21 protein-coding genes are annotated in these 24,779 nt (G+C 68.3%); 9 read left to right on the forward strand and 12 right to left on the reverse strand.

Features of this window, described 5'->3' with window-relative positions; all coding sequences use genetic code 11:
* Nucleotides 1-543 (forward strand): GNAT family N-acetyltransferase (locus I4J89_RS47190; protein ID WP_230860789.1); only part of this gene is annotated, 543 nt, incomplete at its 5' end.
* A gap of 122 nt (nt 544-665) precedes the next feature.
* Here I4J89_RS47190 and I4J89_RS47195 read toward each other — a convergent pair.
* Nucleotides 666-1,265, reverse strand: coding sequence for a hypothetical protein (locus I4J89_RS47195; protein ID WP_196420791.1), 600 nt, complete (start codon nt 1,263-1,265; stop codon nt 666-668).
* Between the two features lie 861 nt (nt 1,266-2,126).
* Here I4J89_RS47195 and I4J89_RS47200 point away from each other — a divergent pair.
* The 3 genes from I4J89_RS47200 (at nt 2,127) to I4J89_RS47210 (ending at nt 5,082) form a co-directional block, all read left to right on the forward strand.
* Complete coding sequence (locus tag I4J89_RS47200) at nt 2,127-2,486, forward strand: hypothetical protein (protein WP_196420792.1); 360 nt, start codon at nt 2,127-2,129, stop codon at nt 2,484-2,486.
* Between the two features lie 184 nt (nt 2,487-2,670).
* On the forward strand, nt 2,671-3,792 hold the full coding sequence (locus I4J89_RS47205; protein ID WP_196420793.1) for a TetR-like C-terminal domain-containing protein: 1,122 nt from the start codon (nt 2,671-2,673) through the stop codon (nt 3,790-3,792).
* Nucleotides 3,793-4,521: 729 nt separating this feature from the next.
* Nucleotides 4,522-5,082: a VOC family protein gene (locus tag I4J89_RS47210; RefSeq protein WP_230860790.1), complete on the forward strand. Its 561-nt coding sequence runs from the start codon at nt 4,522-4,524 to the stop codon at nt 5,080-5,082.
* Between the two features lie 45 nt (nt 5,083-5,127).
* On the opposite strand, the gene I4J89_RS47215 is transcribed toward I4J89_RS47210, so the two are convergent.
* From I4J89_RS47215 to I4J89_RS47240, 6 genes are read right to left on the reverse strand one after another with little or no spacing between them, the layout of a single operon-like run.
* Entirely contained in the window at nt 5,128-5,982 is an 855-nt protein-coding gene (locus I4J89_RS47215; RefSeq protein ID WP_196420794.1) for an SMP-30/gluconolactonase/LRE family protein, read from the reverse strand.
* On the reverse strand, nt 5,975-6,964 hold the full coding sequence (locus tag I4J89_RS47220; protein ID WP_196420795.1) for an ABC transporter permease: 990 nt from the start codon (nt 6,962-6,964) through the stop codon (nt 5,975-5,977). The genes I4J89_RS47215 and I4J89_RS47220 overlap by 8 nt, the downstream gene beginning before the upstream one ends.
* On the reverse strand, nt 6,961-7,878 hold the full coding sequence (locus I4J89_RS47225) for an ABC transporter permease (protein ID WP_196420796.1): 918 nt from the start codon (nt 7,876-7,878) through the stop codon (nt 6,961-6,963). The genes I4J89_RS47220 and I4J89_RS47225 overlap by 4 nt, the downstream gene beginning before the upstream one ends.
* Nucleotides 7,875-9,317, reverse strand: a complete 1,443-nt coding sequence (locus I4J89_RS47230) for a sugar ABC transporter ATP-binding protein (RefSeq protein ID WP_196420816.1) — start codon at nt 9,315-9,317, stop codon at nt 7,875-7,877. Before I4J89_RS47230 ends, I4J89_RS47225 begins: the two co-directional genes overlap by 4 nt.
* A gap of 7 nt (nt 9,318-9,324) precedes the next feature.
* The gene (locus I4J89_RS47235; RefSeq protein ID WP_196420797.1) at nt 9,325-10,425 is read right to left on the reverse strand and encodes a sugar ABC transporter substrate-binding protein; all 1,101 of its coding nucleotides are present in this window, start codon (nt 10,423-10,425) and stop codon (nt 9,325-9,327) included.
* Nucleotides 10,426-10,470: 45 nt separating this feature from the next.
* Entirely contained in the window at nt 10,471-11,652 is a 1,182-nt protein-coding gene (locus I4J89_RS47240; RefSeq protein WP_196420798.1) for an ROK family transcriptional regulator, read from the reverse strand.
* A gap of 126 nt (nt 11,653-11,778) precedes the next feature.
* Here I4J89_RS47240 and I4J89_RS47245 point away from each other — a divergent pair, with 126 nt between their 5' ends.
* Nucleotides 11,779-12,672: a CE1 family esterase gene (locus tag I4J89_RS47245; RefSeq protein WP_196420799.1), complete on the forward strand. Its 894-nt coding sequence runs from the start codon at nt 11,779-11,781 to the stop codon at nt 12,670-12,672.
* Nucleotides 12,673-12,810: 138 nt separating this feature from the next.
* Here the strand turns inward: I4J89_RS47245 and I4J89_RS47250 are convergent, their stop codons facing one another.
* On the reverse strand, nt 12,811-14,310 hold the full coding sequence (locus I4J89_RS47250; RefSeq protein WP_309238790.1) for a cellulase family glycosylhydrolase: 1,500 nt from the start codon (nt 14,308-14,310) through the stop codon (nt 12,811-12,813).
* Nucleotides 14,311-14,498: 188 nt separating this feature from the next.
* Between I4J89_RS47250 and I4J89_RS47255 the strand changes: the two genes are divergently transcribed.
* Nucleotides 14,499-15,800, forward strand: coding sequence for an ROK family transcriptional regulator (locus tag I4J89_RS47255; RefSeq protein ID WP_196420800.1), 1,302 nt, complete (start codon nt 14,499-14,501; stop codon nt 15,798-15,800).
* A 7-nt stretch (nt 15,801-15,807) separates the two neighbouring features.
* On the opposite strand, the gene I4J89_RS47260 is transcribed toward I4J89_RS47255, so the two are convergent.
* The 4 genes from I4J89_RS47260 to I4J89_RS47275 all read right to left on the reverse strand — a co-directional run bounded on the left by I4J89_RS47260 (nt 15,808) and on the right by I4J89_RS47275 (nt 19,777).
* Nucleotides 15,808-16,485, reverse strand: coding sequence for a lipocalin-like domain-containing protein (locus I4J89_RS47260; protein ID WP_309238791.1), 678 nt, complete (start codon nt 16,483-16,485; stop codon nt 15,808-15,810).
* Nucleotides 16,482-16,667 (reverse strand): sensor histidine kinase, encoded by a 186-nt coding sequence (locus I4J89_RS47265; RefSeq protein WP_373688220.1) that lies wholly within the window; start codon nt 16,665-16,667, stop codon nt 16,482-16,484. The genes I4J89_RS47260 and I4J89_RS47265 overlap by 4 nt, the downstream gene beginning before the upstream one ends.
* 346 nt (nt 16,668-17,013) lie before the next feature.
* Entirely contained in the window at nt 17,014-18,330 is a 1,317-nt protein-coding gene (locus I4J89_RS47270; RefSeq protein WP_196420801.1) for a calcium-binding protein, read from the reverse strand.
* 172 nt (nt 18,331-18,502) lie between these two features.
* Nucleotides 18,503-19,777, reverse strand: a complete 1,275-nt coding sequence (locus tag I4J89_RS47275) for a CE1 family esterase (RefSeq protein ID WP_309238792.1) — start codon at nt 19,775-19,777, stop codon at nt 18,503-18,505.
* 369 nt (nt 19,778-20,146) lie between these two features.
* On the opposite strand from I4J89_RS47275, the gene I4J89_RS47280 reads away from it, so the two are divergent.
* From I4J89_RS47280 to I4J89_RS47290, 3 genes are read left to right on the forward strand one after another with little or no spacing between them, the layout of a single operon-like run.
* Nucleotides 20,147-21,238, forward strand: coding sequence for an RICIN domain-containing protein (locus I4J89_RS47280; RefSeq protein WP_196420803.1), 1,092 nt, complete (start codon nt 20,147-20,149; stop codon nt 21,236-21,238).
* On the forward strand, nt 21,235-22,839 hold the full coding sequence (locus I4J89_RS47285) for a glycoside hydrolase family 27 protein (protein ID WP_196420804.1): 1,605 nt from the start codon (nt 21,235-21,237) through the stop codon (nt 22,837-22,839). Before I4J89_RS47280 ends, I4J89_RS47285 begins: the two co-directional genes overlap by 4 nt.
* A complete protein-coding gene (locus tag I4J89_RS47290; RefSeq protein ID WP_196420805.1) occupies nt 22,839-24,641 on the forward strand; it encodes a family 43 glycosylhydrolase in 1,803 nt (600 codons plus the stop codon). The genes I4J89_RS47285 and I4J89_RS47290 overlap by 1 nt, the downstream gene beginning before the upstream one ends.
* Nucleotides 24,642-24,779 lie beyond the last annotated feature (138 nt).

Genomic DNA, 24,779 nt, shown 5'->3' on the forward strand with positions numbered 1-24,779 from the left:
GATGGCACGATAGCTGCCGTGATTGTCAGAGTGGCAACCGCGGACGACGCTGATGCGCTTGCTGTGGTGCACGTACACACCTCGCAGGAGGCATACCGCGGGCAGTTCCCCCAGGCTCACCTTGATCAGCTTGATCTATCGCGACGCCGGCAGATATGGGCCCAGCATCTTCGATCGGATCATGCACCTACCGGAACTCTCGTCGCGGAACATCCGGTTGACGGTGTCGTGGGATTCATTTACGTCTCGCCGTGCCGCGACTCCGATACAGATTCTCGGCGGGTGGGCGAGATCCAGGCCGTCTACGTGCTGCCGAAGCATTGGGGGCAGGGAGTCGGCAAGCTTCTGATGGAGGCCGGTCTGTGTCGGCTCGCGGAGGCGGGCTACCGCGAAATGGTCCTGTGGGTTTTGGAAAGCAACGAGCGGGCTCGACGCTTCTACGAAGCCGGTGGTTGGCGCGCGGACGGATCGTCGAGGACCGACGATTCACGCGGCATGACGGTGACCGAGGTCCGCTACCGGCACCACCAACGGGACACATGATGGAGGCGTCGGCGCCCTGATCTGCCGCGATGGAGCAGTTGTCCCGCCGAGGTTCGGCGCGCATCCGAAACGCCCGTCTCTGGCTCTTCCGCCTGGGCTGATGTCTCGTGGAGCCTGCCGTTCTACTGTCGGCCAGATTTACCGCCTGGTGCGCCGGCCGACTCGTCGAGCGTGAAATCCCGCAGGATACGGGCGAGGACCAGCCCGATCGGGATGGTAAGGGCGATCAATACGACGTCCTCGTCCGCGGTGTTGATCGGCGTGTTGGCGGCTAGCTCGGTGAACGGTTCGCCGATCTGCAAAACGATGGCGAGCAGCGCGAGCGGTAGGTACATCGCCGGCAGCGTGACAGCGACGATGGCGGCCACCGCTGCGTGGCCGTACCGGTGTCGCCGAGATTCAGCGCGGGGTCCGGCGAGCGCGACCACGCTGACGACCAGCAGCACGGTGAATGCGAAGATCGCAAGGTACCGGCCTCCGCTCGGCTGCGGGGAGACGTAGCGCAGGAGCCACGGCGTGGCCCCGGCGAGGGCACTGACCTGAACCGTCCTGCGGGTGGGTGGCCGGCTGAGCGGGCCGGCCGCGTGTACCGCAGCAGCGACGGCGACCAGCGCCAGCAGGGAACCGACTGCGGCGCTGCCCGTGGTGAGTGCAGGCTCGACGTCGGTGGGCGACTCGGTGGCCGTCGCCACCCCGGACGCGACGGCAGCCACGGTAGCCACGGCGAGTAGCGCACGTGGACGAGGGGCGGCCGGGACGGCCACCATGATGGCGCAACAGAGCAGTGCGGCCACGCCGGCGGCAATCGCGAGTTCCGCCGTGCCGGAGGTCTTGTCGATCCGGCGAGGCCGACGTCGACCGCCAGCCAGGCGCCACCTCCCGCTACCGCACCGTAGGTGGTCCAGCGGCTGCCACGTGCCAGCACGACAAGCACCAGAACGAGGGCGATCAGCGCACCCCAGCGCAGCTCCCGGGCCCAATACGTGTTGTTCTCGCCGAAGGCTTCCGGGCCGGTTGGCTCGCTCAGCGGCTGGAGCACGGTCACGCCGAGGGCCCATACCACCGCTGACGCGGCCGCCAGCGCGAACAGCAGAAATCGCCCCGCGGCCACCCACCATCGAGCCGCACCGGTGACAACGACGGCGGAAGTACGGCCGGGGGAAGGAATCATGGCGGCAGACGCTACCTAAGGCAATCAGTGGACCCCGAGTCGCACCAAATCACGAGTCCGGATCGGCAGTCCGCGAGACACGGGGTGGATCAGATCGGACACGGACGCGCGCCTCTGCCGCAGTCCGTGCGCGCCGGCCGCGGAAGCGCACAAGACGAACCGCGCACTGATCTAGCCGCTGTCCGAGTGCGCTGGCCGCCAACAAGCACGTCACGCGCCGTAGCCGGGTCGCGGGCGCTCGGCGTCCGACTTTGCCGAGATGCGGATGCCGGATCATGGTGCGAGGAACCTTTGCTGCGTGGGTGCTGGAGCGCGGCCATGTTGGCCTGGAAGGCGTCCAACATCCAGTAAGCCTGGCTTATGGATTCGTTCGGCTACGAGGTGCACCGTTTCCGCGAGTGGGCCGATAGCGGTGCACGATGTGCTCGGGCTCGGCTATGGCGTCGAGGGGGAGTGCAACCATCCCCACTGGGAGGAGCTCTTGACCGCGGTGCGCGATCGTCTCGCAACCTCGGCCGAGTTGAGCGAGACGGAACGACATGAGTTGCTGTACGTCCTGGCCCGCGAGAACGAGGATGAGCGGATCGCGGCGGCCCTGGAGGCTTCGCCACGACTGGTCGAACAGCCCCAGGCACGATGGCAGATAGCGATCATCCTTCCGTGCGCTCTCGGCGAGGGGGCCGTCCAGGCTTTGAAGCAGCTCGCGCAGGATGACGATGAGTACGTCCGGCGCCGGGCACTGGCCGCTCTTTCCGCCCTCGGCGCGACCTAGTTGCCGGTTGTACCGCTTCCGCTGTCCGGACGTCGCCGGCATGCGCTCATGGCGCTGTCCGTGCGCGCCTGGAGACGACGTGCAGTCGCGCTCGGTGGTCGACACCCTCTGCCGGTCGGCGTGCTGAACTGCCGAGATGAGTGCATGCGTTTCGGGCCACGCGCGCCCGCTCTAGGCTGGACGCGTGGGTGATCGACCGGAACTGGACCCCGACACCGCAGCGGCCATCGTCGAAGCGACCGCCAACGTCTTCGCAGCGCTATGGAGGCCGCAGATGTTCGCGTCGTCCGACGTCGCCGAGCGGATGGGCATGGACTCCGACGACCTCTACCGGCTCTGCTTGCGTCCGGATCTGCTGTATGCCGAGGCCTTGGGTCGGGAACGGTGGGTGAGCGAGGTTCCAGATCTTGGAAGCACCAGTTCGGAGCTCTTTCAGGCGTTGATCCAGTTGGTCGGCACTTACCCAGCTCAGTCCGACTCGGCACGCACGCTGCTGCAAATGGCGCTGACCGCCGGCAATGACCTCGAGAGCGTCGCGCGTATCCGGGAGTTGGGCGAACGCAAATGGCGAGGCGTCGTCATGACCGTGCTGGAGCGGGGGATCGCCCGAGGCGATCTGCCGCCGGACGCCGACGTCGAGGCAATCGTGGATGTTCTCGCCTGCGCGGTGACCTACCACAGTGTGTACAGCAGGGGCCGCGAAAACTGGTCCACCATCGTTCGGATGCTGGTGGACATGGTGCTTTCCGCGGCGGTCCCAGTACGGCCATCGGAGCGATTGATGCACCAGCCGGTCACTATCTCGCCCGCGGTCGAGCGCGCTTTCCATTGGCTCGCCGAGATCCGGATGGGGGCGACGCTGCGGGCGGTCGACGTGCCGCTTGTGCTGATGACGCAGGCGCCGCAGAACAGGGCTATGCTCGGTGACTTCCCAGTGACCGTTGAAGTCGGCCTCCACTGTGACTTCTCTCCTAAGATCGCCTCTGATGATCCGCTTTTCCGAGATTTCGACAATCAGGGCCGGCTGTCGGTGGGGGTAAGGGTTTCTACCGACAAGGCGGACGTCCTGCCGCCTTCTCTGCAAGCGGACCGTGTTGTATTGGTGCAGGGCGACGAGGTATGGGTGGCGCCGCTGGTCGAGCTCAATCCGAGCGCCCGGACCAACCAAGAATTTCGGGCAAGTGCAGATCTGGGTCCGAGTTGGGCGCCGGGGTCGCTGGTGGATGTGGTGGTCCGGCTGCGTACCGTGTACGGATCTTTCGGGCTGGTCCGGCTGGTTGCCCAGGTCATCACGCAGAGCTCATGAAGTCAGGTCGCCGAGCTGCCCAACCGGCGAGACTGCGCGACACCAAACCCTTCCGACAGTGCTCCACCACAGCCACTCACGATCAGTTGTCCCGATTTGCCGCTGATGATGCGCGGTTGGACACAACCAGGCCCTGAACACGGCGCTTACGGGGTCGGGACGGTTGTGCATGCCGGGAGTGCGCCGCACTACTCGCCGCTTGACGCCTCGCTGGAGGGGGACATCGCGCAGTGGTGGCGGAACTCGGCGAGCCACTGCCGTCCGGGCTGGTGGGCAAGTCGATGCCGTGGAGTAGACCGAGAGCCCACCAGATGACTTCGTCGTCGACCGCGGCATCCGCGCCACTGGGCAGCCCACCGGTCTGCCTTGTCACGTGTGCGCGTACCGGCCAGCAGGGCGGCAAACCAGGCGTCGACTTCTTCGCGGCGAGGAGGGCATTGCGTGGAGGTCATGATCCGAGAGTGCCGGGCCATCGTCCCGTTGCACGGATCTAGCCGCGATCCGCTCGCTGCCTACCGTGACAGCGTGCCTGTTGCCCTGGTGCACGGACTTGCCGAATGAGCGGGCCTTCGTCCTCGCGGGAGACGAGCGCCGATCAGTAACCAGGCCGAACACGTCGACGTCGCGGTACCGGACCACGTCTCGCTCGTGTGGACGCCACACTTCGATCGCGTTGGCCCGGTCGAGCGTCGCCCCGACTCCGCAACCCACGCTGAAGCCGCTGTCGAGATGGATGGCAAGCTCGCCGCGAGCCGTCTGCCGCAGCGCGCCGATGGTCTCGAGCGCAGCACGGGCCTCATCCGAGGTCATCCCGAGTCGTACCTGCTCTGGCCGATGAGAGTATGGCAGAGCGCTCGATCCCGAGGAGGCATGGTGGCTCGACATCCCCATCTGCTGCACACCGTCATCGACACCACTGATCCTCGCGCACTTGCGGAGTTCTACCGCCGGCTGCTGGGCCTGCAATACCGGCAGGGCGACGAACCTGCCGCCGACGGCGGTCACGAGGACAAACAGGATTGGCTTGTCCTCACCGACTCGAACGGTGCCCGCAAGCTGGCGTTTCAACGGGTTGAGCAGCTGCGGCGGACAACCTGGCCGGCACATGACGTCCCGATGCAGATGCACCTCGACTTGACGGTTCCCAACCTCGAAGAGCTGCACCTGCAGCGGCAGCGGGCCGAGGCGCTCGGGGCTCAGTTGTTGTTCGACCGAACGAACGATCCTGACGAGCCGCTCTTCGTCTTCGCGGATCCCCCGGGCCATCCGTTCTGCATCTTTGTGGCCTGATCTCGGCGTTCTGGGCTCGGCGTGATGACGAAGCGTCAACACCACTCATGCGCCGTATCGGTGTGCCGGCAGGCCGGCCACTCCCGGGTCGAGCAGCAAGACCCGCCCGGACAGCGGATCCGGGTCGCGTAGGCCGATCCGGGCCGTCGTGACCGCGAGGACGCTGAGGTCGTCGCCGGCGAAGGCGCACCGGGTCGGCCGGGGGACCGGTACGTGCAGCACCCGGTCCACCGAACCGTCGGGGGAGTAGCGCACGATCCGGGCGCCGTCCCACTTGCAGTTCCAGACGAAGCCCTCGGCGTCGACCGTCACCCCGTCCGGGAACCAGTCCTCGCCCTCGTCGGAGACGAACGTGCGGCCCGCGCCGACGGTGCCGGCCGGGCCGTCGAAGTCGTACGCGGTGATCAGCCGCCGGGCCGAGTCGACGTGATACAGAACCCGGCCGTCCGGGCTCCAGGCCGGCCCGTTGTGGCAGACGATCCCGCCGAAGGCCCGGTGCAGACCGCCGTCGAAGCGGTAGAACGAGCCGGTCGGCAGTTTCTCGCCGAGGTCCATGGTGCCGAACCAGAACCGGCCCCAGGCGTCCACGGCACCGTCGTTGCAGCGGTTGGCGTCCAGATCCGGCTCGACGTCGTGGACGGGCTCGATGGTCTGTCGGTCCACGTCGCAGTGCACGACCGCGTGCGGCAACACAGCGATCAAGCCACCGTCGACGCGCAGGGCCACACTTCCTACCGGCGAAGGCACGTCCAGCGCCTTCGTGGCGCGGCTCGCCCAGTTTAGCGCGAAGATCCGCTGCCCGGTGATGTCGACCCAGTAGAGCCGGGCCAGCCGGTCGTCCCAGAGGGCGCTCTCGCCGAGCTCGCAGACGATGTCGGTCAGAGCGGTCACGTCAGTCATGTTCTCGGTCCCGTCCGTAGGTGAACAGGATGGCCAGGATCACCAGGCCGTAGATGATGTCGCGCCCGTACTCGGGCACCTGTTTGGCCTGTAGCAGGGTGACGATGGCGACCAGGGTGACCGAGCCGGCCACCACGCCGATGTAGTGGCCGCGGCCGCCCAGGATGGACACCCCGCCCACCACGACCGCGGCGATCGACTCGAACAGGTAGGGGTCGCCGAGGCCGAGGGAGGCCTGCCCGCCGTAGGCGACCAGCGTGATCCCGGCCAGGGCGGCGAACACTCCGCTGAGCGTGTAGAGGGTGACGGTGACGCTGCGTACCGGCACTCCGGCGAGGTAGGCGGCGCGGGGGCTGTTGCCGACCGCGTACACGTGCCGGCCGAACCGGGTCAGGCTGAGCAGCACGGTCACGAACACGGCCACGGCGGCCCACAGCAGCAGCTGGGTGTCTCCCTGGACCAGGCGGCGCAGCGGTTCGGGCGCGTAGGAGGCACAGGAAGAGCAGGTCAGGCCACCGGAGAGGCCGAGTGACAGGCCCTGCATGATGCCGTTGAGGCCCAGCGTCATCACCACCGCGGGCACCCCCAGCCAGGCGACGCCCAAGCCGTTCAGGAGGCCGACGGCAGCACCCACGCAAAGAGCAAGGGCGATTGCGTACGGCAGACGACCGCTCTGCCCGAGCCCGGCGGTGGTGAACACGATCGCGGCGGAGTTGAGCACCCACGGGATGGACAGGTCGATCCCGCCGATCAGGACGACCAGCATCTGCCCGGCGGCGACGAAGCCGATGAAGCTGGCGACGATGAGCATCGCGCGCAGACTGGCCCATCCGGCGAACCCCGGATGCAACAGCGCACCCGCCAGCAATACCGCGGCCGTGGCCGCGTAGGCGTACAGGATGAGTTTGGTGTTGGGGGTGAGCGAGTCGAGCCGGCGCTTGCCGGTCTCCGCCTGCGTGCTCGCCTGGGTGTCGATGCTCATGCGGCGGCCCTCCGCCGGTTGCCGGCCAGCACCGCGCCGCTGCCGAGCAGCACCGCGACGACGAGGAACAGGCCCTGGAACAGGGATTGGTAGAGCGGGTCGATGCCGGCGAAGAACAGCACGTCGGTGACCAGCGTGAGCGCGACGGCGCCGGCCATCGCGCCGAGCGCGCTGCCGCGCCCGCCGGTGAACGCGATGCCGCCGACCACGACGGCGGCGATCGAGGTGAGGATGAACGGCATGCCGGCGTTCGGGTCACCGGAGGTGGTCGCGGACACGTACAGCACGGCGGCGATGCCGCAGCACAGGCCGCACAGCCCGTACACGCCGACCTTGACCCGGACCACCGGGATGCCGGTGGCGCGGGCGGCGGCCTCGTCGCTGCCGACCGCGTAGATCCGCATGCCGAAGCGGGTGCGGCGCAGCACGAGCCAGCCGCCGACGGCGGCGCCCAGCCAGATCAGGCCGGTGGGCACGTCCGGGTGGGTCAGCACGGCACGCAGGCCGGGATCTATCGATCCACCAGGGACCGGGAGGGTACGCAACGCGAGCCCACTGAAGATTGACAAGGTGGCCAATGTGGTGAGGATCGGGGCGATCCGGCCGCGGGCCACCAGCAGACCGTTGAGCACTCCGCAGGCCGTACAGATGATGAGAACGGTGAGTGCGGCGGTGGCGGTGCCGCCGCGCGCCGCGATGATCGCGATGCCCAGGCTCATGATGCCGCCGACGGACAGGTCGATGCCGCCGGTGAGCACGACCAGGCTCTGCCCGATCGCCACGAAGATCAACGGCAGGCAGGTGTTGAGCAGCGACAGGTAGTCGAACGGGGTGGGCAGGTGCCCCAGGCTGGTGGTGTAGACCAGCAGGTAGGTGGTGTAGGTGCCGGTCAGCACGAGCAGGGCCTGTTTCACCGTCGCTCCCTCATGGATGCGGCCACGATCTGCTCGGCGTCACCGACCGGCCCGGCGAGCTCCGCGGCGATGCGGCCCTCGCGCAGTACCAGCACGCGGTGGCACAGGTGGGCGATCTCCTCGGTCTCGCTGGAGTAGAGCAGGATCGCCTTGCCGCGTTCGGCGAGCTGCGCGATGAGCTGGTAGAAGTCGTGCTTGGTCGCGGCGTCCACACCCCGGGTCACGTCGTAGAGCAGCAGCACCTCGGCGTCGGTGAGCAGCCACCGGCCCATCAGCACCTTCTGCTGGTTTCCGCCGGAAAGGGTGCCGACCGGCTGGGTCATCGGACGGCTCGCCACGATGCCGAGCTGCGTCACCATCGAACGGACTGCGGCCCGCTCGGCGCTCCGGCGCACGAGCCCCGCGCTGCTCAGCCGGTCCAGGATGCCCAGGGCCAGGTTGTCACGCACCGACATGGGCAGCAGCAGGCCTTCGGACTTGCGGTCCTCCGGCACGTACGCGATCCCGATGCCGGCCCGGATCGCGTCGCGCGGCCGGCGCACCCGCAGCGGCCGCCCGGCGAGCTGGATGGTTCCGCCGGCCGCCCGGCGGGCGCCGAACAGGGCGAGGAACAGGTCGGCCTGCCCCTGCCCGGCCAGGCCGCCGACGCCGAGCACCTCGCCGCGGTGCAGGTCGAACGAAACCTCCCGCAATGCGCCGGCACGCAATCCAGAGACCGTGAGCGTACGGTCGGCGCCGGCCGGAACCGGCGGCAGTCGCGGATAGGTCCGGTCGATCGACCGGCCGCTCATCAGAGTGACCGCCTCCGCCTCGCCGAGCTTCTCGCGGGTGGTGACGTGGCTGCCGTTGCGGAACACGGTGACCCGGTCGGCCAGGTCCTCGATCTCGCGCCACCGGTGCGAGGTGAACACCACGCAGCAGCCCTGCTCGCGCAGCCGGCGCATGTGCCCGGCCAGCCAGGCGACCTGGCTCTCCTGCAGCGCGGCGGTCGGCTCGTCGAGCACCAGAATCTCCGGCTCGGTCGCCAGGGCACGCACGAGCTCGACGATCTGGCGGTGCGCCACGGACAGGTCCGCGGTGACCGCCCGGCTGTCGACGTAGTCCACGCCGAAACGGCGCAGCAGTTCGTCGGCGCGCGGAGCCAGGACGCTACGGCGGACCAGGCCGAGACGCCCGCGCGGCGGATCGTGCAGGAACAGGTTCTCGGCCACCGTCAGGTCCGGCGCGAGCGACAGCTCCTGGAAGGCGGTGGCCAGCTCACCCGTGGTTTGGACCGTGCCGGAGTCGGGGCGCAGCACCCCGCAGAGCACCTTGATCAGGGTGCTCTTGCCGGCGCCGTTCTCTCCGGCCAGGGCGTGGATCTCACCGGGACGCGCCGCGAACGACGCGTCCCGCAGTGCTTTGACGCCCCCGAACGACTTCGACACCCCGCTGACCATCAGCACGTCAGGCTCCGAGCCGGACGGTCAGCTCACCCGGGCACGGGGTGCCGTCGGTGGCGGCTTCCTGGCACAGCACGACGGTGGCCTCGGGCCCGGAGTCGGTGAAGTCGGCGAAGAAGCTGTCCGGCAGGTCCGGGAACACCGTCTCGCCGACCTTCACCGTCTCCGAGTTCACCATCGGGAACGGGATGGTGATGCTCTTCTTGTCGTGCTCGCCCTTGACCACGGCCCGGGCCAGCTCCAGGGAGATCACCGACAGGTACGGCGGCTGCCCGATCGACATGCCGTTGACCTTCGGTTCGCTGACCCCGGCCAGGTACTTGCGGAAGCCGTTCTCGGCCTCGCCACCGACCACCGGCATCGGCCGCTTCGCCTCGATGAACGCCTTGATCACACCGTCGGTGCCGCCGGACACCCAGACGCCGTCCACCTTTGGCTGGCTGGGCAGTTGGGCGGCGGTCTGCCGCTGCGCGGTCGCCGAGTCCCACATCCCGCTGTAGGTAGCGACCACTTTGATCCCGGGATTGGCGGCGAACACCTTCTTCGCCCCGGCGTTGCGGTCGTTGTCCGCGCCGGTGCCCGCCACGCCGGTGACCATCATGACGTTGCCGGTGCCGCCGAGCTCGTCGACGACGAACTGTGCCAGCTGCTCACCGAACTTGATCTGATCGGTGTTGACGGTCAGCCCGCACGGGTTGCCGACGGTGTTGTCGAACGACACGACCACGATGTCGCGGTCGCAGGCCTGCTGCACGGTGCCGTTGAGCCCGGTCGTCGACGCCGCGTTGATCACGATGGCGTCGACGCCCTGCGCGATCAGGTTGGCGATCTGCCGGTTCTGCGTGGCCGCGTCGTTGCCCGCGTTGTAGACGGAGCACTCGACCTGGTCCTTGTACGGCGGCATGCCGCAGGCCGCCTTGAACACGTTCTCCATCTCGACACGCCAGGTGTTGCCGATGAACGAGTTCGACAGAGCGATCTTGATCTTTTCGGTGCCGCTGCCGGCGGCGGTGTCGCCGTCGGATGATCCGGTGCTGCACGCCGGCGCGGCGAGCAGGGCGGCGGTCGTGGCGGCCAGGACACGGGCACGATGTTGGAATGTCATGATCTTCACACCTCGGGTGGTGTCAGGGTTCGCTCTTCACACACCTCACGCGGGGAGAGGGAAAGTGGCCGAGTCCCGCAACACGGCCGCCGCGGCGCCGACCACCACGACCGTTTCCGGGTCCAGGGCGCCGGCGACGACGGCCGGCACGGCTTCGCCGGCGTGGATCGCCCGGCGCACCATCGACTGGTGGAGCGGGTCGATCAGCATGGCCCCGGCCGCGGCCAGGTTGCCACCGATGACGATCAGCTCCGGATCGAGCAGGTTGTACATGTTGGCCATCGCGACACCGATGTGGCGGCCGGCGTCGGCGAGCACCCGCCGGCAGCCGGCGTCCCCGGCCTGCGCGAGGTCGATCACCTCGGCGAGCCGCAGCCGGCGGCCGTGAATCTGCCACAGTTGCTGGGCGATGGCGTCCGGGTTGGCCAGGGTGTTGAGGCAGCCGCGGCCGCCGCACTCGCAGACCAGGCCGTCCTCGTTGAGGGTGGTGTGGCCGATCTCGCCGGCCGTGCCGTTGGCGCCGGCATAGATCTCGCCGTTGATGACGAAACCCGCGCCGATGCCCTTCGCGGTGTAGATGTAGGCGTAGTCGCGCAGCCCGCGGGCCGCGCCCCAGGTGAGCTCGGCCAGGGCGGCCAGGTTGGCGTCGTTGTCGGCGAGCGCCGGCAGGTGCAGCACCTCGGTGGCGACCGTGCTCGGGTTGATGCCGGCCCACGGCTTGAGCGTGCAGGCCCGGCCGGTCAGCCCGGTGCGCCGCTGGATCGGGCCGGGAACGGCGAGACCGACACCGATCACCCGGTCGCGGCCGAAGCCGGTGCGCTCCAGCAACTCATCGATCAGCGTGCTGGTGGCGGCCAGGGTGGTCCGCGGGTCGGCCTGGTCGTCGGTGGCGATCGAGTCGTGTGCCAGCAGCTCCTGGGCGACGTCGCAGACCGCGGCCCGGACGATCCCGTTGGCGATCTCCACACCGACGGTGACGCCGAGCTCGCCGTTGAGCCGGACCAGGGTCGGTGGCCGGCCGGTGGCCCGCCCGTCGCGCGCCGGATCGCTGATCTCGATGAGCAGGCCGGTCTCGAGCAACTCGGCGACCACGGCCGTCACCGTGGACCGGGAGAGCCCGCCGTCGGCGAGCGCGGCACGGGTCAGCGCGCCGTGACGCCGCAGCGCGTGGACGACGCGACGGTGGTTGCCGCCGCGAAGGCCGGGGTGCGCGCTGATGGCCGACACGTTTTCGAGTATCTGCGGTTCTATTTGAACTGGTCAATAGGCCGTACGATATGCCGGAATCTGCGAGTTGTTTTGCTTGAATCAGTCATAAGTAACGGCATTGTGCCGAGCGGTACTCTGGGCTCCATGGCTCGACACTGGCAGCAGGCGGCTCGGGCCATGACCGTCGCGGTGGCCGTCCTGGTGACGCTGGCCTGCGGTGGGTCCAACCCCTCCGCGCCGGTAGAAATCGGCGGCCGGGCGGTCAACGTGCACGTCCCGGACTCCTATGACCCGGCCCGGCCCGCACCGCTGGTCCTCGGACTGCACGGATACACGTCCAGCCCGCGGGAACTGGAAATGTACCTGCGACTGACGGCGGAGTCGGACCGGCACGGATTCATTTACGCCTATCCCGACGGATCCACCGACCACCGGGGCCGTCGTTACTGGAACGCCACCGACGCGTGCTGCGCATTCTCCGATCCGGAACCGGACGACTCGCGATACCTCAGCGAGCTCATCTCCTCCATCCAGAACTCGTACCGGATCGACCCCTCCCGGGTCTACCTGATCGGCCACTCGAACGGCGGGTTCATGTCGTTCCGGATGGCCTGCGACCACGCCGACCAGATCACCGCAATCGTCTCGCTCAACGGCGCGACCTGGAACGACGCCGCGCGGTGCCGGCCGTCCGAACCGGTGAGCGTGCTCGCCATCCACAGCAGCAACGACGAGATCGTCACATTCAGCGGCGGTGCCATCGACGGCACCGCCTACCCGTCGGCAGCCAGCACCGTCGCCCAATGGGTGGGCCACAACCGGTGCGCCGAGACCGGGCGCGACGAACCTGCGCTCGACCTGGTCACCGACCTCCCGGCCGCCGAGACGTCGATACGCACCTACGTGCAGGGGTGCGCCGACGGGTCGAGCGTGCAGGCGTGGACCATCAACGGTGGCGTCCACGTACCCCAACTGGGGCCCGCCTTCGCCCCGGCCGTGACGGACTTCCTGCTCTCCCAGACCAAGCCGGCGCGGTGATGGCGGCGCTGGAGCGCCTGGACATGCGGTCGACGCCCGTGCTGGTGGGCTTTCTTCTCTCCACCAGACGGATCTTCACCTTGAAGATGAGGGGCTTTCCGGCCGGCCCGCGTTCTCGGAGCCGGCCGGAAAGGTGTGCTAGACGTACGGGCTCTGGGTCAGCAGGTGCGCCTTGAAGCCTTCGCCGACGCCGGGTTCCGGGGTGCCGGACCAGTCCTTGATGAGTACGGCGCCGCTGGTGCAGCCCCAGGGGTTCCAGGTCCAGGCCAGGTATCCCATGTCGTGCGCGTCGGCCCAGGTGACGAGCCGCTGCATGTAGTCGAAGGCGCAGTCGTCCTGACCGAACTCACCCAGGACCACCGGGACCTGCTGCGCCAGCGGGGCGATCTGGCTGTCCCAGCAGGACTCGCTGGCGCAGGCGTTGAAGCTGTACGCGTGCCATGACGCGGCGATGTTGTTCAGCGGATCGACCGGCTTGTACGCCAGCCACTCCCGCATGTCGTTGGTCCACTCGAGTCCGCCGACCATCAGCATGTTCGTGGCGCCGGTGGCGCGTACCGCTTCGACCAGGTCCTGCATGCCGGCCACCTCATAGGGAATGCCGGTACAGGTGCCGCCGTCGCGCAGGCATTGCCAGCCCAGTGTCTTGTTCCAGTCGCTGGCGATCTCCGGGTACGGCTCGTTGAACAGGTCGAAGACGACCGCGTCGTTGCCCTTGAACGTCTCGGCCACGCCGGTCCAGAACTGCGGGGCATATCGCGCGTCGGGCGCCGGCTTCTGGCAGGTCGCGTGTTCCTCTTTGCAGTGCCAGTCCGGCCCCGTGGTGTAGGCACCCCACGTCCAGTGCAGATCCAGGATCACGTTGATGCCGCTGGCGACCAGCAGGTCCACGTAGTCCTTGACGCCCTGCTGGTAGGCGGCGCCGCTGGGCGAGCCATTGACGCCGAGCCAGCACTCCTCATTCAGCGGAATGCGTACGGCGCGGATGTTCCAGGTCTTCATCGCGTCGACGGAGGCCTGGTCGACCGGACCGGAGTCCCAGAGTCCCTTGCCCTGCACGCAGGCGAACTCGCCGCTGGAGCGGCTCACGCCGAGCAGCCGGTACGCCCGGCCGTCCGCGGTGACGATCTTGTTGCCCGAGACCTTGAGTTCTGGAGCCGGGCCGCTGTCCGGCGGGGTGCTCGGCGGGGCGGAGGTGGGACTCGACGTCGGCGGGACCACGGAGCCCGTACACGCGGTGCCGTTGAGCGAGAACGAGGCCGGTACCGGGTTCGTGCCGCTCCATGCGCCGGTGAAGCCGATCGATGTGGACGCCCCCGTGCCGAGTGCCCCGTTCCAGTTCATGCTTGCGGCCGTGACCCGGGCGCCGGACTGCGCCCAGGCGGCGCTCCAGCCCTGGTTGACTTTCTGGCTGGGGCTGGGGAAGTCGAACGTCAGCGTCCAGCTCGTGACGGCCGACCCAAGATTCGTGATGCCGACGTTTGCGGTGAACCCGCCGGGCCATTGACTCTGCACCGTGTAGGTGACCGAGCAGCCGGTGGTCGCCGCCGCGGCCGGTTGCATGACCGTGGCCACGGCGCCGGCCACGAGCGCCGCGGCGGCGCCAGAGGCCAGCAGAGTACGACGAAATCTCATCATCTGATCTCCTAGGTTTCAGAGGCGATCGTCGTTTGGGAGCGCTCCCAGCACCTTATTTAGGCTATCTACCAAAGTCAATGTCCTGGAACACCCGCGCGACTTCGTCGCCATCGATTGCGGCCAATCACTGGGACGGGCACAAAGTAAGCTGATCTGTGAAAGTCGATGCTGGCTGCTGAGGAGGTTGCATGCCGACCAGCCCGGTCTGGGGCAGCAGGCTGAAGACCCGCGGGGTAGTGCTCGACCTGATCAGGGCGGCCCGCACGATCAGCCGGGTTGAACTCGCGGCGTCCTCGGGCCTGACGCCGCCGACGATCTCCGAGGCTGTCCGGGACCTCATGACCGACGGACTGGTCGTCGAGGCGGGGCGCGGCGCGTCGACTGGTGGCAAGCCACCCACGCTGCTGCAGCTCAACCCAAACGCCCGCTACAGCGTCGGTGTGCAGCTCGAACGCAATGCCTGCGTCATCGTGATCGTCGACCTGGCCGGGCGACAGGTGGCCAGGACCTCGTTTCGCGGCACGGCCCAGATGCCGCCACAGCAAGCGCTGCCGTTCCTGGCCACGCACGTGAACGGGCTACTGGACGCGGCGGCCGTCGACCGCGACAGGGTGCTCGGAGTGGGCCTGGTGAGCTACGGCCCTCAGGACCGGCACGCCGGCCTGCTGTTGACCCCGCAGCCGACCGACGAGTGGTTCGACTACCCGGTCGCACCACGACTGGCCGAGATCCTCGGCATGCCCGTCGTGCTCGACAACGATGCCGCCGCGGCCGCGATCGGCGAGTACTGGATAGGCACAGTCGACCCGCGCAGCACCTACGGCTGCATCTACATGGCCACCGGGATCGGCGGCGGAGTCGTCGTGGCCGGGGAGGTGTATCGCGGCAGTTCCTCGAACAGTGTGGAGATCGGCCACATCTCCATCGATGTTCACGGCGACGAGTGCCCGTGCGGCAACCGCGGTTGCCTGGAGAACTATGCCGGTCCGGCTGCCGTGGTCCGGCAGGCGCTGGATACCCCCGGGCTCGCCGATCAGCTGGTGCTCGACCCGGCAGGAACGGACTTCCTCAGCGAGTTCGCGCGCATCGCCGCCGCCGCGAACGCCGGCAACGCGGACGCGCGACATCTCATCGAACAGTCGGCGCGGTATCTGGGCTGCGCCGCCGTGACGATCACCAGCCTGTTCGATCTGGACCTGATCGTTCTCGCCGGGCCGAGCTTCGCCGTGGCCGGCTCGATATACCAGACGCTGATCCAGCAGGAGGTGGACCGGCGCACGTTCGCCCGCCGGGCGCACCCGGTGCGGGTCGTGCCGTCGGTCAGCGGATCGGACGCGGCGGCGGTCGGGGGAGCCGTGCTCGTACTGCAGAGCGAGCTGACCGTTGGCCATGCCCACGCGGAGGACGGCATGTTGCCCGTCCGGATTACATCAGCCGGATCGACGTCGAGCACACGATCACCCCGGGATCAGCGTTCGATCCCGGAGTGATGTCGGATCAGGGGTTCCACTCCCCGGTCATCTCGACGTAGTTCTCACCACGGACCGTCTTGCCGTTGTACTTACCGGTGAAAGCCGCTGCGGCCTCCAGGTAGCCGCTCCTGTCGGGAGTCTCGACCTCCTGGTCCGGACTTCCGGTGACCCGCACGTCGAGCTCTGAGCGTAGGGCGGGAATGCGGATGCGCCAACGAGTGGGATAGGTCTGGCCGGTGGCCGGACTGGTCCACTGCCGGGAGGCGCCCTGTGCGAGCGGCTCGACGTCGACCACGTCGTAGGAGCCGTCCGGATGCAGGACTGTCGCCCAACTGTTCTGGGATTCGGCGCCGATCGTGTCCCAGATGGCGACCTTGTCGCCATTCGGCATGCTGAGGTTCATCCACGTCCACCGGGTAAGCGACGTCGGCATCTCACCCCACTGCCTGTCCAGCCAGGAAGTGCCCTTCACCTGGTACTTCTTGCCGCCGACGACGAGCGCTCCGGACGTCTGCATCTCCGGAAGTGCGAACTCGTAGTTCGGTACGCCGTCGGCCAGATCGAACAGGCCGATCGACGCGTAGTTCATGACAGGGCCGACGGGTGCCAGCCGGAGGTCGGGTTGCGCGCCGATGATCGTGGCGAACCCGGTGCGGATCAGCGCCTGGTCGTCGCAGACCAGGACCCGCAGCGGCACCGTCACAACGGATCCCCGGCGGGGATCTGGGCGCGGACCACGAAGCCGCCGCCCGGCTGCGGACCGGCGCTGAACTCTCCACCCAGCACACCCACCCGCTGGCTGAGACCGGTGAGGCCGCGCCCGCTGCCACCCGGTGACGCGGCGCTCGACCCCATGCCCTCGGTGCGGACCTCCGCACCACCCACCGGTAGACGAGGACCGCGGCGACGGATGTCACGGCACCGATGATCAGCGTGAGCCAGGCGTTGTCCTGCAATGCCGCGGCGCTGAGACCGCCGACGAAGGCGACTGCCGCAACGGCCACGAACTGTTTCACCAGACGCACGAGGACTCCTTCACCGGGCCGCGACCTCGGTGCCGCGGCTACGACGAAGGCTATGGATGCGACGGCCGGCAAACGTCACCCCGCGGTGGGCACTTACGGGTAGCTCGCACGGGGGACAAGGCAGCGCTCACTGACAGCCGCCCCCGGCTAATGCTGGCTGCCCACACTTCACGGCGACCAGCGTGATCGCTGGTCGGCCTAGCTCACTACCGGTCGTAATACACGGCCTCGCAGGTGGTCACGACGTCGTCCGGGGTGACCCGGCAGATGTCCCCGGTCGCGGTGGCGTTCGCGCCGCCGTCCACCCGGTCCGGTTCGGTGTCCGGCCATTCGGCATAGATCTCGTCGTCACCGCCGTCGCCGTAGAGCTCGTCGTGGCCCATCCCGTCGCGGAGAAAGTCGTTGCCGCCGCCGCCGCGGAGGACGTCGTTGCCGCGATCGCCCTGGATGTAGTTGGCGGCGGCGTTACCGGTCAGCCGGTCGTCGCCCGGTCCGCCGATGAGTCCCTCGACGTCGGCACCGACCGTGTCGTGTTCGCCGGCCTGGCCGTCGTCGCCGGGCTGGCCGTCGAGGTCGATCGTGAGCGGGTTGGTGTAGGCGCCGTAGTTCACCTCGTCGTAGCCGGCGCCACCGAGCACGACGTCCGGTGCCCCCAACTCCCTGGTGTTGGTGGCATCGGTACGGAAGAAGTCACCGGCGAGCTGGTCGTCACCGTCGCCGCCCTCGAGCCGGTCAGCGCCCCCGTTGCCCTCGAGCCGGTCCTGCCCGCTCCCGCCGCGCAGCGTGTCACTGCCGCGGTCGGCCACCGGTTCGGCCGAGTCGTTGAAGCTCGCACCGTGAATCCGGTCGTCGCCGTCGCCGGCGTCGATGACGTCGTTGCCGCCGCCACCCTCGGCGGCGTCCCAGCCGGTACCGAGGTAGATGGTGTCGTTGCCGGTGCCGCCGAGCCCGAGGTCCTCGCCGGACTCGGTGGCGATCCAGTCCGAGCCGGAACCTCCCTGGATCCGGTCGTCACCGGAGCCGCCGCGGGCAGTGTCGGAACCCGATCCCGCGTCGATGCTGTCCGCGCCGGCGTGGCCCCAGATCTTGTCGCTGCCGCTTCCCCCGAACAGTTGGTCCTTGCCCGATCCACCGATGAGGCGGTCGTTGCCGGTGCTCCCGTACGCGGTCATCGGCACGCCGGTCCGGTTGGTGACCGAGTCGCCGCGGGAGCCCAGGTAGACACGTACCCGGGTCGGCGCTTTCGTCGTGGTGCAGCGCACCTTGGTCTTGTCGCCCTTGACCGCCTTGCAGCCCTTGCCGGCCCTGACCGCGACCTTGTCGTCGATGGTGATCGTCCGGCCGGAGCGGGTCACGACGACCTGGTTGGCCTTGCCGGCCGCGGCCTTGTACTGCACCGTTGTCCCGGCTGCCGAAGCGACGCCGGCGGCGGCCGCCTGTGCCGGCGCGGCCGCGGTGCCGACGACCGCGACCGTGGTGAAGATACCGAGACCGACGCTGGTCAGCCGAGTGCTACGTCTCATGGGGATCCTTCCCCGCAGATTTCAGCTCGGCCGGTTGGACTCGCAGTTGACCACCGTGCGGTCCGGAGTGGTGAAGCAGTTGTCGCCGGTCGTGCTGGGATATGCACCGCCGTCCATGCGTCGGTGCCATCGTCAGAATGCGCTGCCGTGTCAAGCGAGGGCGTCGGCCTCGTCACCCGCTGGTGCAGGCGGCAGCGTTGAGCGCGTACGCCGTCGGCGGCCCACTGTTGCCGGTGTGGGTGGCCTGGAACCCGAAGCTGACCGACGCACCGGGCGCCAGCCCCGCGTTGTAGCTGACATTGGTCGCCGTGACCCGTCCGGAGGTGGGCGCGTAGGTGGCGTTCCAGCCGTTGGTGATCGTCTGGCCGGCGGGGAGGCTGAACGCCACGGTCCAGCCGTTGATCGCCGAGCTGCCGGTGTTGGTGACGGTCACGTTGGCGGTCAGGCCGTTGTTCCAGGCGTTGACGGTGCTGGTGGCGCGGCACGCCGCATCACCCGGCGGTGTGGACGGGCCGGGCGAGCTGGGGCCGGGCGTCGGGCTCGACGGCGGCGTGGTGCTGCCGAGCTGGGTGAAGAACTGCCACACCTCGCCGGATATCCAGGACGACGAGGCGTTGCGGTCCACCGGAAGGGGCACGTGGTCGCCGTCGAACGCGGCCCACTGGACCGGATAACCGGCCCGGCATCCCGAGTAGGCGGTGGTGATGTGGCTTCCGCTGCCCTGCGTCGGCTCCGGCGGGTTCTGCGCCGTGCAGCCGTTGGCGCGGACGAAGGTGTCCCGGATCGTGCGTCCCATCGAGATGTTCAAGACGCTGTCCCGGATGCCGTGGATGCCGAAGTAGGCGACCGGTTGGGATCCTGACGAGCAGCCGCTGAGGTTGGCGCCGGCGATCGGCGCGACCGCCCGGAACACGGTCGGCCGGGCACAGGCGAGGGCGTAGCTCATCGCGCCGCCATAGCTGAAGCCCAGCGCGAACCGCTGGGACGTGTCGACACACAGGTCGTTCTCGATCACGCGCAGGATGTCGTCGACCAGGGTGACGTCGCGGCCGCCGGTGTTGGCCCAGCCGGCGTCCAGGCCCTGGGGCGCCACGAAGATCGCGCTGTTGCCGGATCGCTGCTGCAGTCCGTAGAACCCGTTGCTGATCACGTCATTGGCGCTGCCGTTGAGCCAGTGCAGGCCGACGACGAGCCGGTAGGGCTGGCTGCTGGTGTAGTTCCCCGGTAGCCGCAGGATGTAGGTGCGGGCCTGGCCGCCGCTCTGGATCGTGTATGTACCGTCGCGCAACGTCGGCGTCTTTCCGCACCCCGCGGTGGCTGCCAGGGCAGCGCCCTGCTCGGCCGACGCGGTCCCGCTCGTCAGGACCGCCGTCCCCGCGACGATCAACAACGCGGCGGCGGCGACAGCCGCGCCGAGTACCCGGTTCTTCGCTCTTCGATGTGCCACCGGAAGCCTCCTCATCGGCCCGTCGGTTCGTCGCGGTCGAGGTTTGAGCCCGCCGTCCGAATGTTCTTTCTGAAATCTATTGTCATCAATGACAGGAATGTTACGGGAGCGCTCCCAGTCAGCGTCAATGCTTTTTGAACGCTCAAAAATTGTTATGCGCGTAGGTGTAGCAGAGTCGTCGCACCTTGTTCCGATCTCTCAGCGAGATGACCACAAAAGACCTCTTGAATGTTTTGAAACATCCTGGCAATCTCTCGAATCAGCCTGATAGCGCTCGCATCCAAGGTCCGCACCACCCAGCAAGCAGCGTGCTGTGAGCGATAACAGCAGCTCACATTGATTTGAGCCGGTCGCCGAGGAGGCATCGCCATGCCCAAAAGAAGACGGTCGTTTCTCGTAGCGGTCCTCACGGTCGCATTGGCCGTCGCCGGTGTCGTCGTCCAGCCCGGTGCGGCCGCCGCGGAATCCAACGGCGGTACGCGCGTCATGCCGCTGGGCGACTCCATCACCGAGGGCACACAGGTGCCCGGCGGCTACCGGATCGGCCTGTGGCAGCGGATGGCGAGCGCCGGATATCGGGTGGACTTCGTCGGATCCCAGTTCAACGGACCGGCCGCCCTCGGCGACCACGACCACGAAGGCCACCCGGGATGGCGCATCGACCAGATCGACGCCGGCATCAGCGGCTGGCTGCGCTCCAGTACGCCACGGACCGTGCTGTTGCACATCGGCACCAACGACGTACTGCAGAACTACAACCTGGCCGGCGCGCCCGGCCGGCTCTCCGCCCTGATCGACCACATCACCGCCGCGGCGCCCTCGGCTGACGTCTTCGTGGCCACCATCATCCCGCTGGCCAACCCGGGGCAGGAGGCTGCCGCCCGTACCTTCAATGCGGCGCTTCCCGGAATCGTGCGGAGCAAGGGCTCGCGGGTCCACCTCGTCGACATGCACGCCGCGCTCACCACGGCCGACCTGATCGACGGCATCCACCCGACCGCCGGTGGCTACGACAAGATGGCCGCCACCTGGTACGCGGCGCTGCGGTCCGTACCCGGAACCATCGGCGACCCGGTCACCGGCACGGGCGGGGCGCTGGTCGGCACCGGCTCCGGGCGGTGCCTGGACCTTCCGAACGGCAGCACCGCCAACGGCACCCAGCCGATCATCTGGGACTGCGGTGGCGCCGCGAACCAGCAGTGGGCCTACGACGGCCAGACCTTCCGATCGCTGGGCAAGTGCCTCGACTCACCCACCGGTGCCACCGCGGGCACCAAGGCGCAGCTGTGGGACTGCAGCGGCGCCGCCAACCAGCGATGGACGTTCACGTCCGGCGGCACGATCCGCAACGCGCAGTCGGGTCTGTGCCTGGACGTCAACGGCCGCGCCACCGCCAACGGCACCACCGTAATCCTCTGGACCTGCACCAATGCCCCCAACCAACTGTGGACGAGGCGATGATGAGGAAGCTGACGACCGTACTTCTCGCAGTGCTGCTGTTGCTGCCCGGCTCCCCCGCCAAGGCGCTGGACAACGGCGTGGCCCGTACCCCACCGATGGGCTGGAACTCCTGGAACACCTTCGGCTGCAACATCAACGAGACGCTGATCCGGCAGATGGCCGACGCGATGGTCTCCAGTGGCATGCGGGACCTGGGCTACCAGTACGTCGTCGTGGACGACTGCTGGATGAACCCCAACCGTGACGCCTCCGGCAACCTGCAGGGCGACCCGAACCGGTTCCCCAGCGGCATGAAAGCCCTGGGCGACTACCTGCACGCACGGGGGCTGAAGTTCGGCATCTACCAAGCGCCGCTGGACCGGACCTGCGCCCAGTACTTCGGCAGCTACCCCGGCGCGACCGGCGCCCAGGGTCACGAGGTGCAGGACGCCCGGCAGTTCGCCGCCTGGGGCGTCGACTACCTCAAATACGACTGGTGCTCACCGAGCGGCACCATCAACGACCAGGTCGCCACGTTCGCCAAGATGCGCGACGCGCTCGCCGCGACCGGCCGGCCGATCGTCTACAGCATCAACCCGAACAGCATCCACGCCAAGACCGGCCCGCAGCGCAACTGGGGCGACGTCGCCAACATGTGGCGCACCACCGAGGACATCACCGACGCCTGGGACACCGGGCAGACCAACGGCTATCCGATGGGCGTGAAGAACATCGTCGACGTCACCGTCCCGCTCGCCGGTTACGCCCGGCCGGGGAGTTTCAACGACCCGGACATGATGGAGGTCGGCCGCGGCGGCATGACCGACACCGAGCAGCGCAGCCACTTCGCGCTCTGGGCGATCATGGCTTCGCCGCTGATCGCCGGCAACGACCTGCGGTCGATGAGCACGGCCACCCAGACAATCTTGAAAAACCCCCGCCTCATCGCGATCAATCAGGACACACTCGGCCTGCAGGCTTCGCAGATTTCGTACGACGGCACGCGCCGAGTGCTGGCCAAGAGGCTGGCCAACGGTGACGTCGCGGTGGCCCTGTTCAACCAGGGCGGCTCCACCACGACCGTCTCGACCACGGCCGCGGCGATCGGCAAGTCCGGCAGTTCCTTCACCCTGCAGGACGCCTGGACCGGTGCGACGACGACCAGCACCGGCGGCATCAGCGCCAGTGTCCCCGGCCACGGCACCGTGGTCTACCGGGTCAGCGGCGGGACCAGCACACCGCCGACCACCACCACGATCGTCAGCGCCTCCTCGGGACGCTGCCTCGACGTACCGAACGGGAACACCGCCAACGGCACCCAGCCGGTCATCTGGGACTGCAACGGCGGCACGAACCAGCGCTGGAGCACCACCGGCCAGACCCTTCAGGCGCTCGGCAAGTGCCTCGACGCGCCGCTCAACGCGAGCGCCGGCGCCAAGGTCCAGCTCTGGGACTGCAACGGCGGCACCAACCAGCAGTGGACCCTCAACACCGACGGGACCGTCCGCGGCGTCGCCTCCGGGCTCTGCCTGGACGTCGATCGCAACCTGACCGCCAACGGCACGCTGGTCCTGCTGTGGACCTGTACCGCCGCCGCCAACCAGCGATGGAGCCGGGGCTGATGCTGAAGAGGCTTCTCTGGGTCGTGGCCATGGTGTGCGCGTTCATCGCGGTCCCGTCCGCCGCGCAGGCCGACAACCCGATCGTGCAGACCGTCTACACCGCCGACCCGGCACCACTGGTGCACAACGGCCGCGTCTACCTCTACACCGGCCACGACGAGGACAACTCCACCTACTTCACGATGAAGGAATGGCGGCTGTACTCGTCCGCTGACATGGTCAACTGGACCGACCACGGCTCACCGATGAGCCTGGCCACCTTCAGCTGGGCGAGCGCCGACGCGTGGGCCGGCCAGGTGGTCCAGCGCAACGGCAGGTTCTACTGGTACGTACCCGTCAAGAACCGTGCGACCGGGAGAATGGCCATCGGTGTCGGGGTGGCCACCAGCCCGACCGGACCGTTCACCGACGCCATCGGGCGCCCGCTGGTCGAGAACGGTGAGATCGACCCGACGGTGCTCATCGACGACGACGGCCAGGCTTACCTCTATTGGGGAAACCCCAACCTCTGGTACGTGCGGCTGAACACCGACATGGTCAGCTACAGCGGCGGCGTGAACCAGATCCCGCTCACCACCGCCGGCTTCGGCACCCGCACCGGCAACGCCAGCCGGCCGACGCTGTACGAGGAGGGCCCCTGGGTCTATAAACGCAACGGGGTCTATTACAACGTCTTCGCCGCCAGGTGCTGTTCGGAGTTCATCGGCTATTCCACCGCGCCCGGCCCGACCGGTCCGTGGACCTACCGTGGCACCGTCATGCCCACTCAGGGCAGCAGTTTTACCAATCATCCGGGAGTCATCGACTTCAACGGCAGCTCGTACTTCTTCTACCACAACGGCGCGTTGCCCGGCGGTGGCGGATACACCCGCTCGGTCGCCGTGGAAAGATTCAGCTACAACGCCGACGGCACCATTCCGACGATCACCATGACCACGGGCGGCGCGCCACAGAATGGGACGCTCAATCCGTACGCCCGGCAGGAGGCCGAAACCATCGCCTGGAGCTCCGGTGTCGAAACCGAACCGTCGAGCGAAGGCGGCATGAACGTCGGCTATCTCGACAACGGCGACTACATCAAGGTGAAGGGCGTCGCCTTCGGATCCGGTGCGACCTCGTTCTCCGCTCGTGTCGCCTCCGCGGCCGCCGGTGGCCGCATCGAACTGCGGCTGGGCAGCCCCACCGGCACCCTCGCCGGGACCTGTACGGTGCCGGGCACCGGCGGCTGGCAGACCTGGACCACCATCAGCTGCCCGGTCAACGGCGCCACCGGCACCCAGGACCTGTATCTGCGGTTCACCGGAGGTAGCGGCTCGCTGTTCAACGTGAACTGGTGGCAGTTCGCCGGTACCGCCGGCACCAACTTGCTCACCAACGGCACCGCGGAGAACGGCACCACGGGATGGCGCGTGTTCGGCACCGGCACCCTGTCCTCGGACACCGGCGTCGTCCACGGCGGCACACGCTCGCTGGCGCTCAGCGGCCGCACCGCCGCATGGAACGGCGCCGGCCAGGACGTCACGTCGCAACTGGTGAACGGCCGGACCTACACCACCAGCGTCTGGGTACGCACCCAGAGCGGTAGCGCCACCACGGCCAAGGCCACCCTGGCGCTCACGGCAGGCGGCTCGACCAGCTACGTCTCGATGACGCCGGCGACGGCCGTCACCGGGACCGGCTGGACGTTGCTGTCCGGTACGGCGAGCGTGTCCTGGAGCGGCACGCTGTCCGGTGCCACGTGGTACGTCGAGACCACGTCCGGCACCGACGGCTATTACCTCGACGACGCCCTCCTGCAGTAGCCGACGCCGCAGCGACGCCACGTACGGACTGCGTCGCTGCGGCGTTCATTGACGGCGGCCCGTTCGCGGCGATCTCGCACAACATGACCTTGCTCATTTGGGCGACGGCCGCCGCCAAACACCGAAAGGTTGTGGGGG

This window comes from Actinoplanes aureus (assembly GCF_015704865.1).
GTDB classification, from domain to species: Bacteria; Actinomycetota; Actinomycetes; order Mycobacteriales; family Micromonosporaceae; genus Actinoplanes; species Actinoplanes aureus.

Excerpts from the sequence above, each read along its gene's own strand:
- I4J89_RS47210 (WP_230860790.1), top strand. The coding sequence starts at position 4,522 with ATGGATGGCAAGCTCGCCGCGAGCCGTCTGCCGCAGCGCGCCGATGGT.
- I4J89_RS47215 (WP_196420794.1), bottom strand. The coding sequence starts at position 5,982 with ATGACTGACGTGACCGCTCTGACCGACATCGTCTGCGAGCTCGGCGAG.
- I4J89_RS47220 (WP_196420795.1), bottom strand. The coding sequence starts at position 6,964 with ATGAGCATCGACACCCAGGCGAGCACGCAGGCGGAGACCGGCAAGCGC.
- I4J89_RS47230 (WP_196420816.1), bottom strand. The coding sequence starts at position 9,317 with ATGGTCAGCGGGGTGTCGAAGTCGTTCGGGGGCGTCAAAGCACTGCGG.
- I4J89_RS47235 (WP_196420797.1), bottom strand. The coding sequence starts at position 10,425 with ATGACATTCCAACATCGTGCCCGTGTCCTGGCCGCCACGACCGCCGCC.
- I4J89_RS47245 (WP_196420799.1), top strand. The coding sequence starts at position 11,779 with ATGGCTCGACACTGGCAGCAGGCGGCTCGGGCCATGACCGTCGCGGTG.
- I4J89_RS47250 (WP_309238790.1), bottom strand. The coding sequence starts at position 14,310 with ATGATGAGATTTCGTCGTACTCTGCTGGCCTCTGGCGCCGCCGCGGCG.
- I4J89_RS47255 (WP_196420800.1), top strand. The coding sequence starts at position 14,499 with ATGCCGACCAGCCCGGTCTGGGGCAGCAGGCTGAAGACCCGCGGGGTA.
- I4J89_RS47270 (WP_196420801.1), bottom strand. The coding sequence starts at position 18,330 with ATGAGACGTAGCACTCGGCTGACCAGCGTCGGTCTCGGTATCTTCACC.
- I4J89_RS47280 (WP_196420803.1), top strand. The coding sequence starts at position 20,147 with ATGCCCAAAAGAAGACGGTCGTTTCTCGTAGCGGTCCTCACGGTCGCA.
- I4J89_RS47285 (WP_196420804.1), top strand. The coding sequence starts at position 21,235 with ATGATGAGGAAGCTGACGACCGTACTTCTCGCAGTGCTGCTGTTGCTG.
- I4J89_RS47290 (WP_196420805.1), top strand. The coding sequence starts at position 22,839 with ATGCTGAAGAGGCTTCTCTGGGTCGTGGCCATGGTGTGCGCGTTCATC.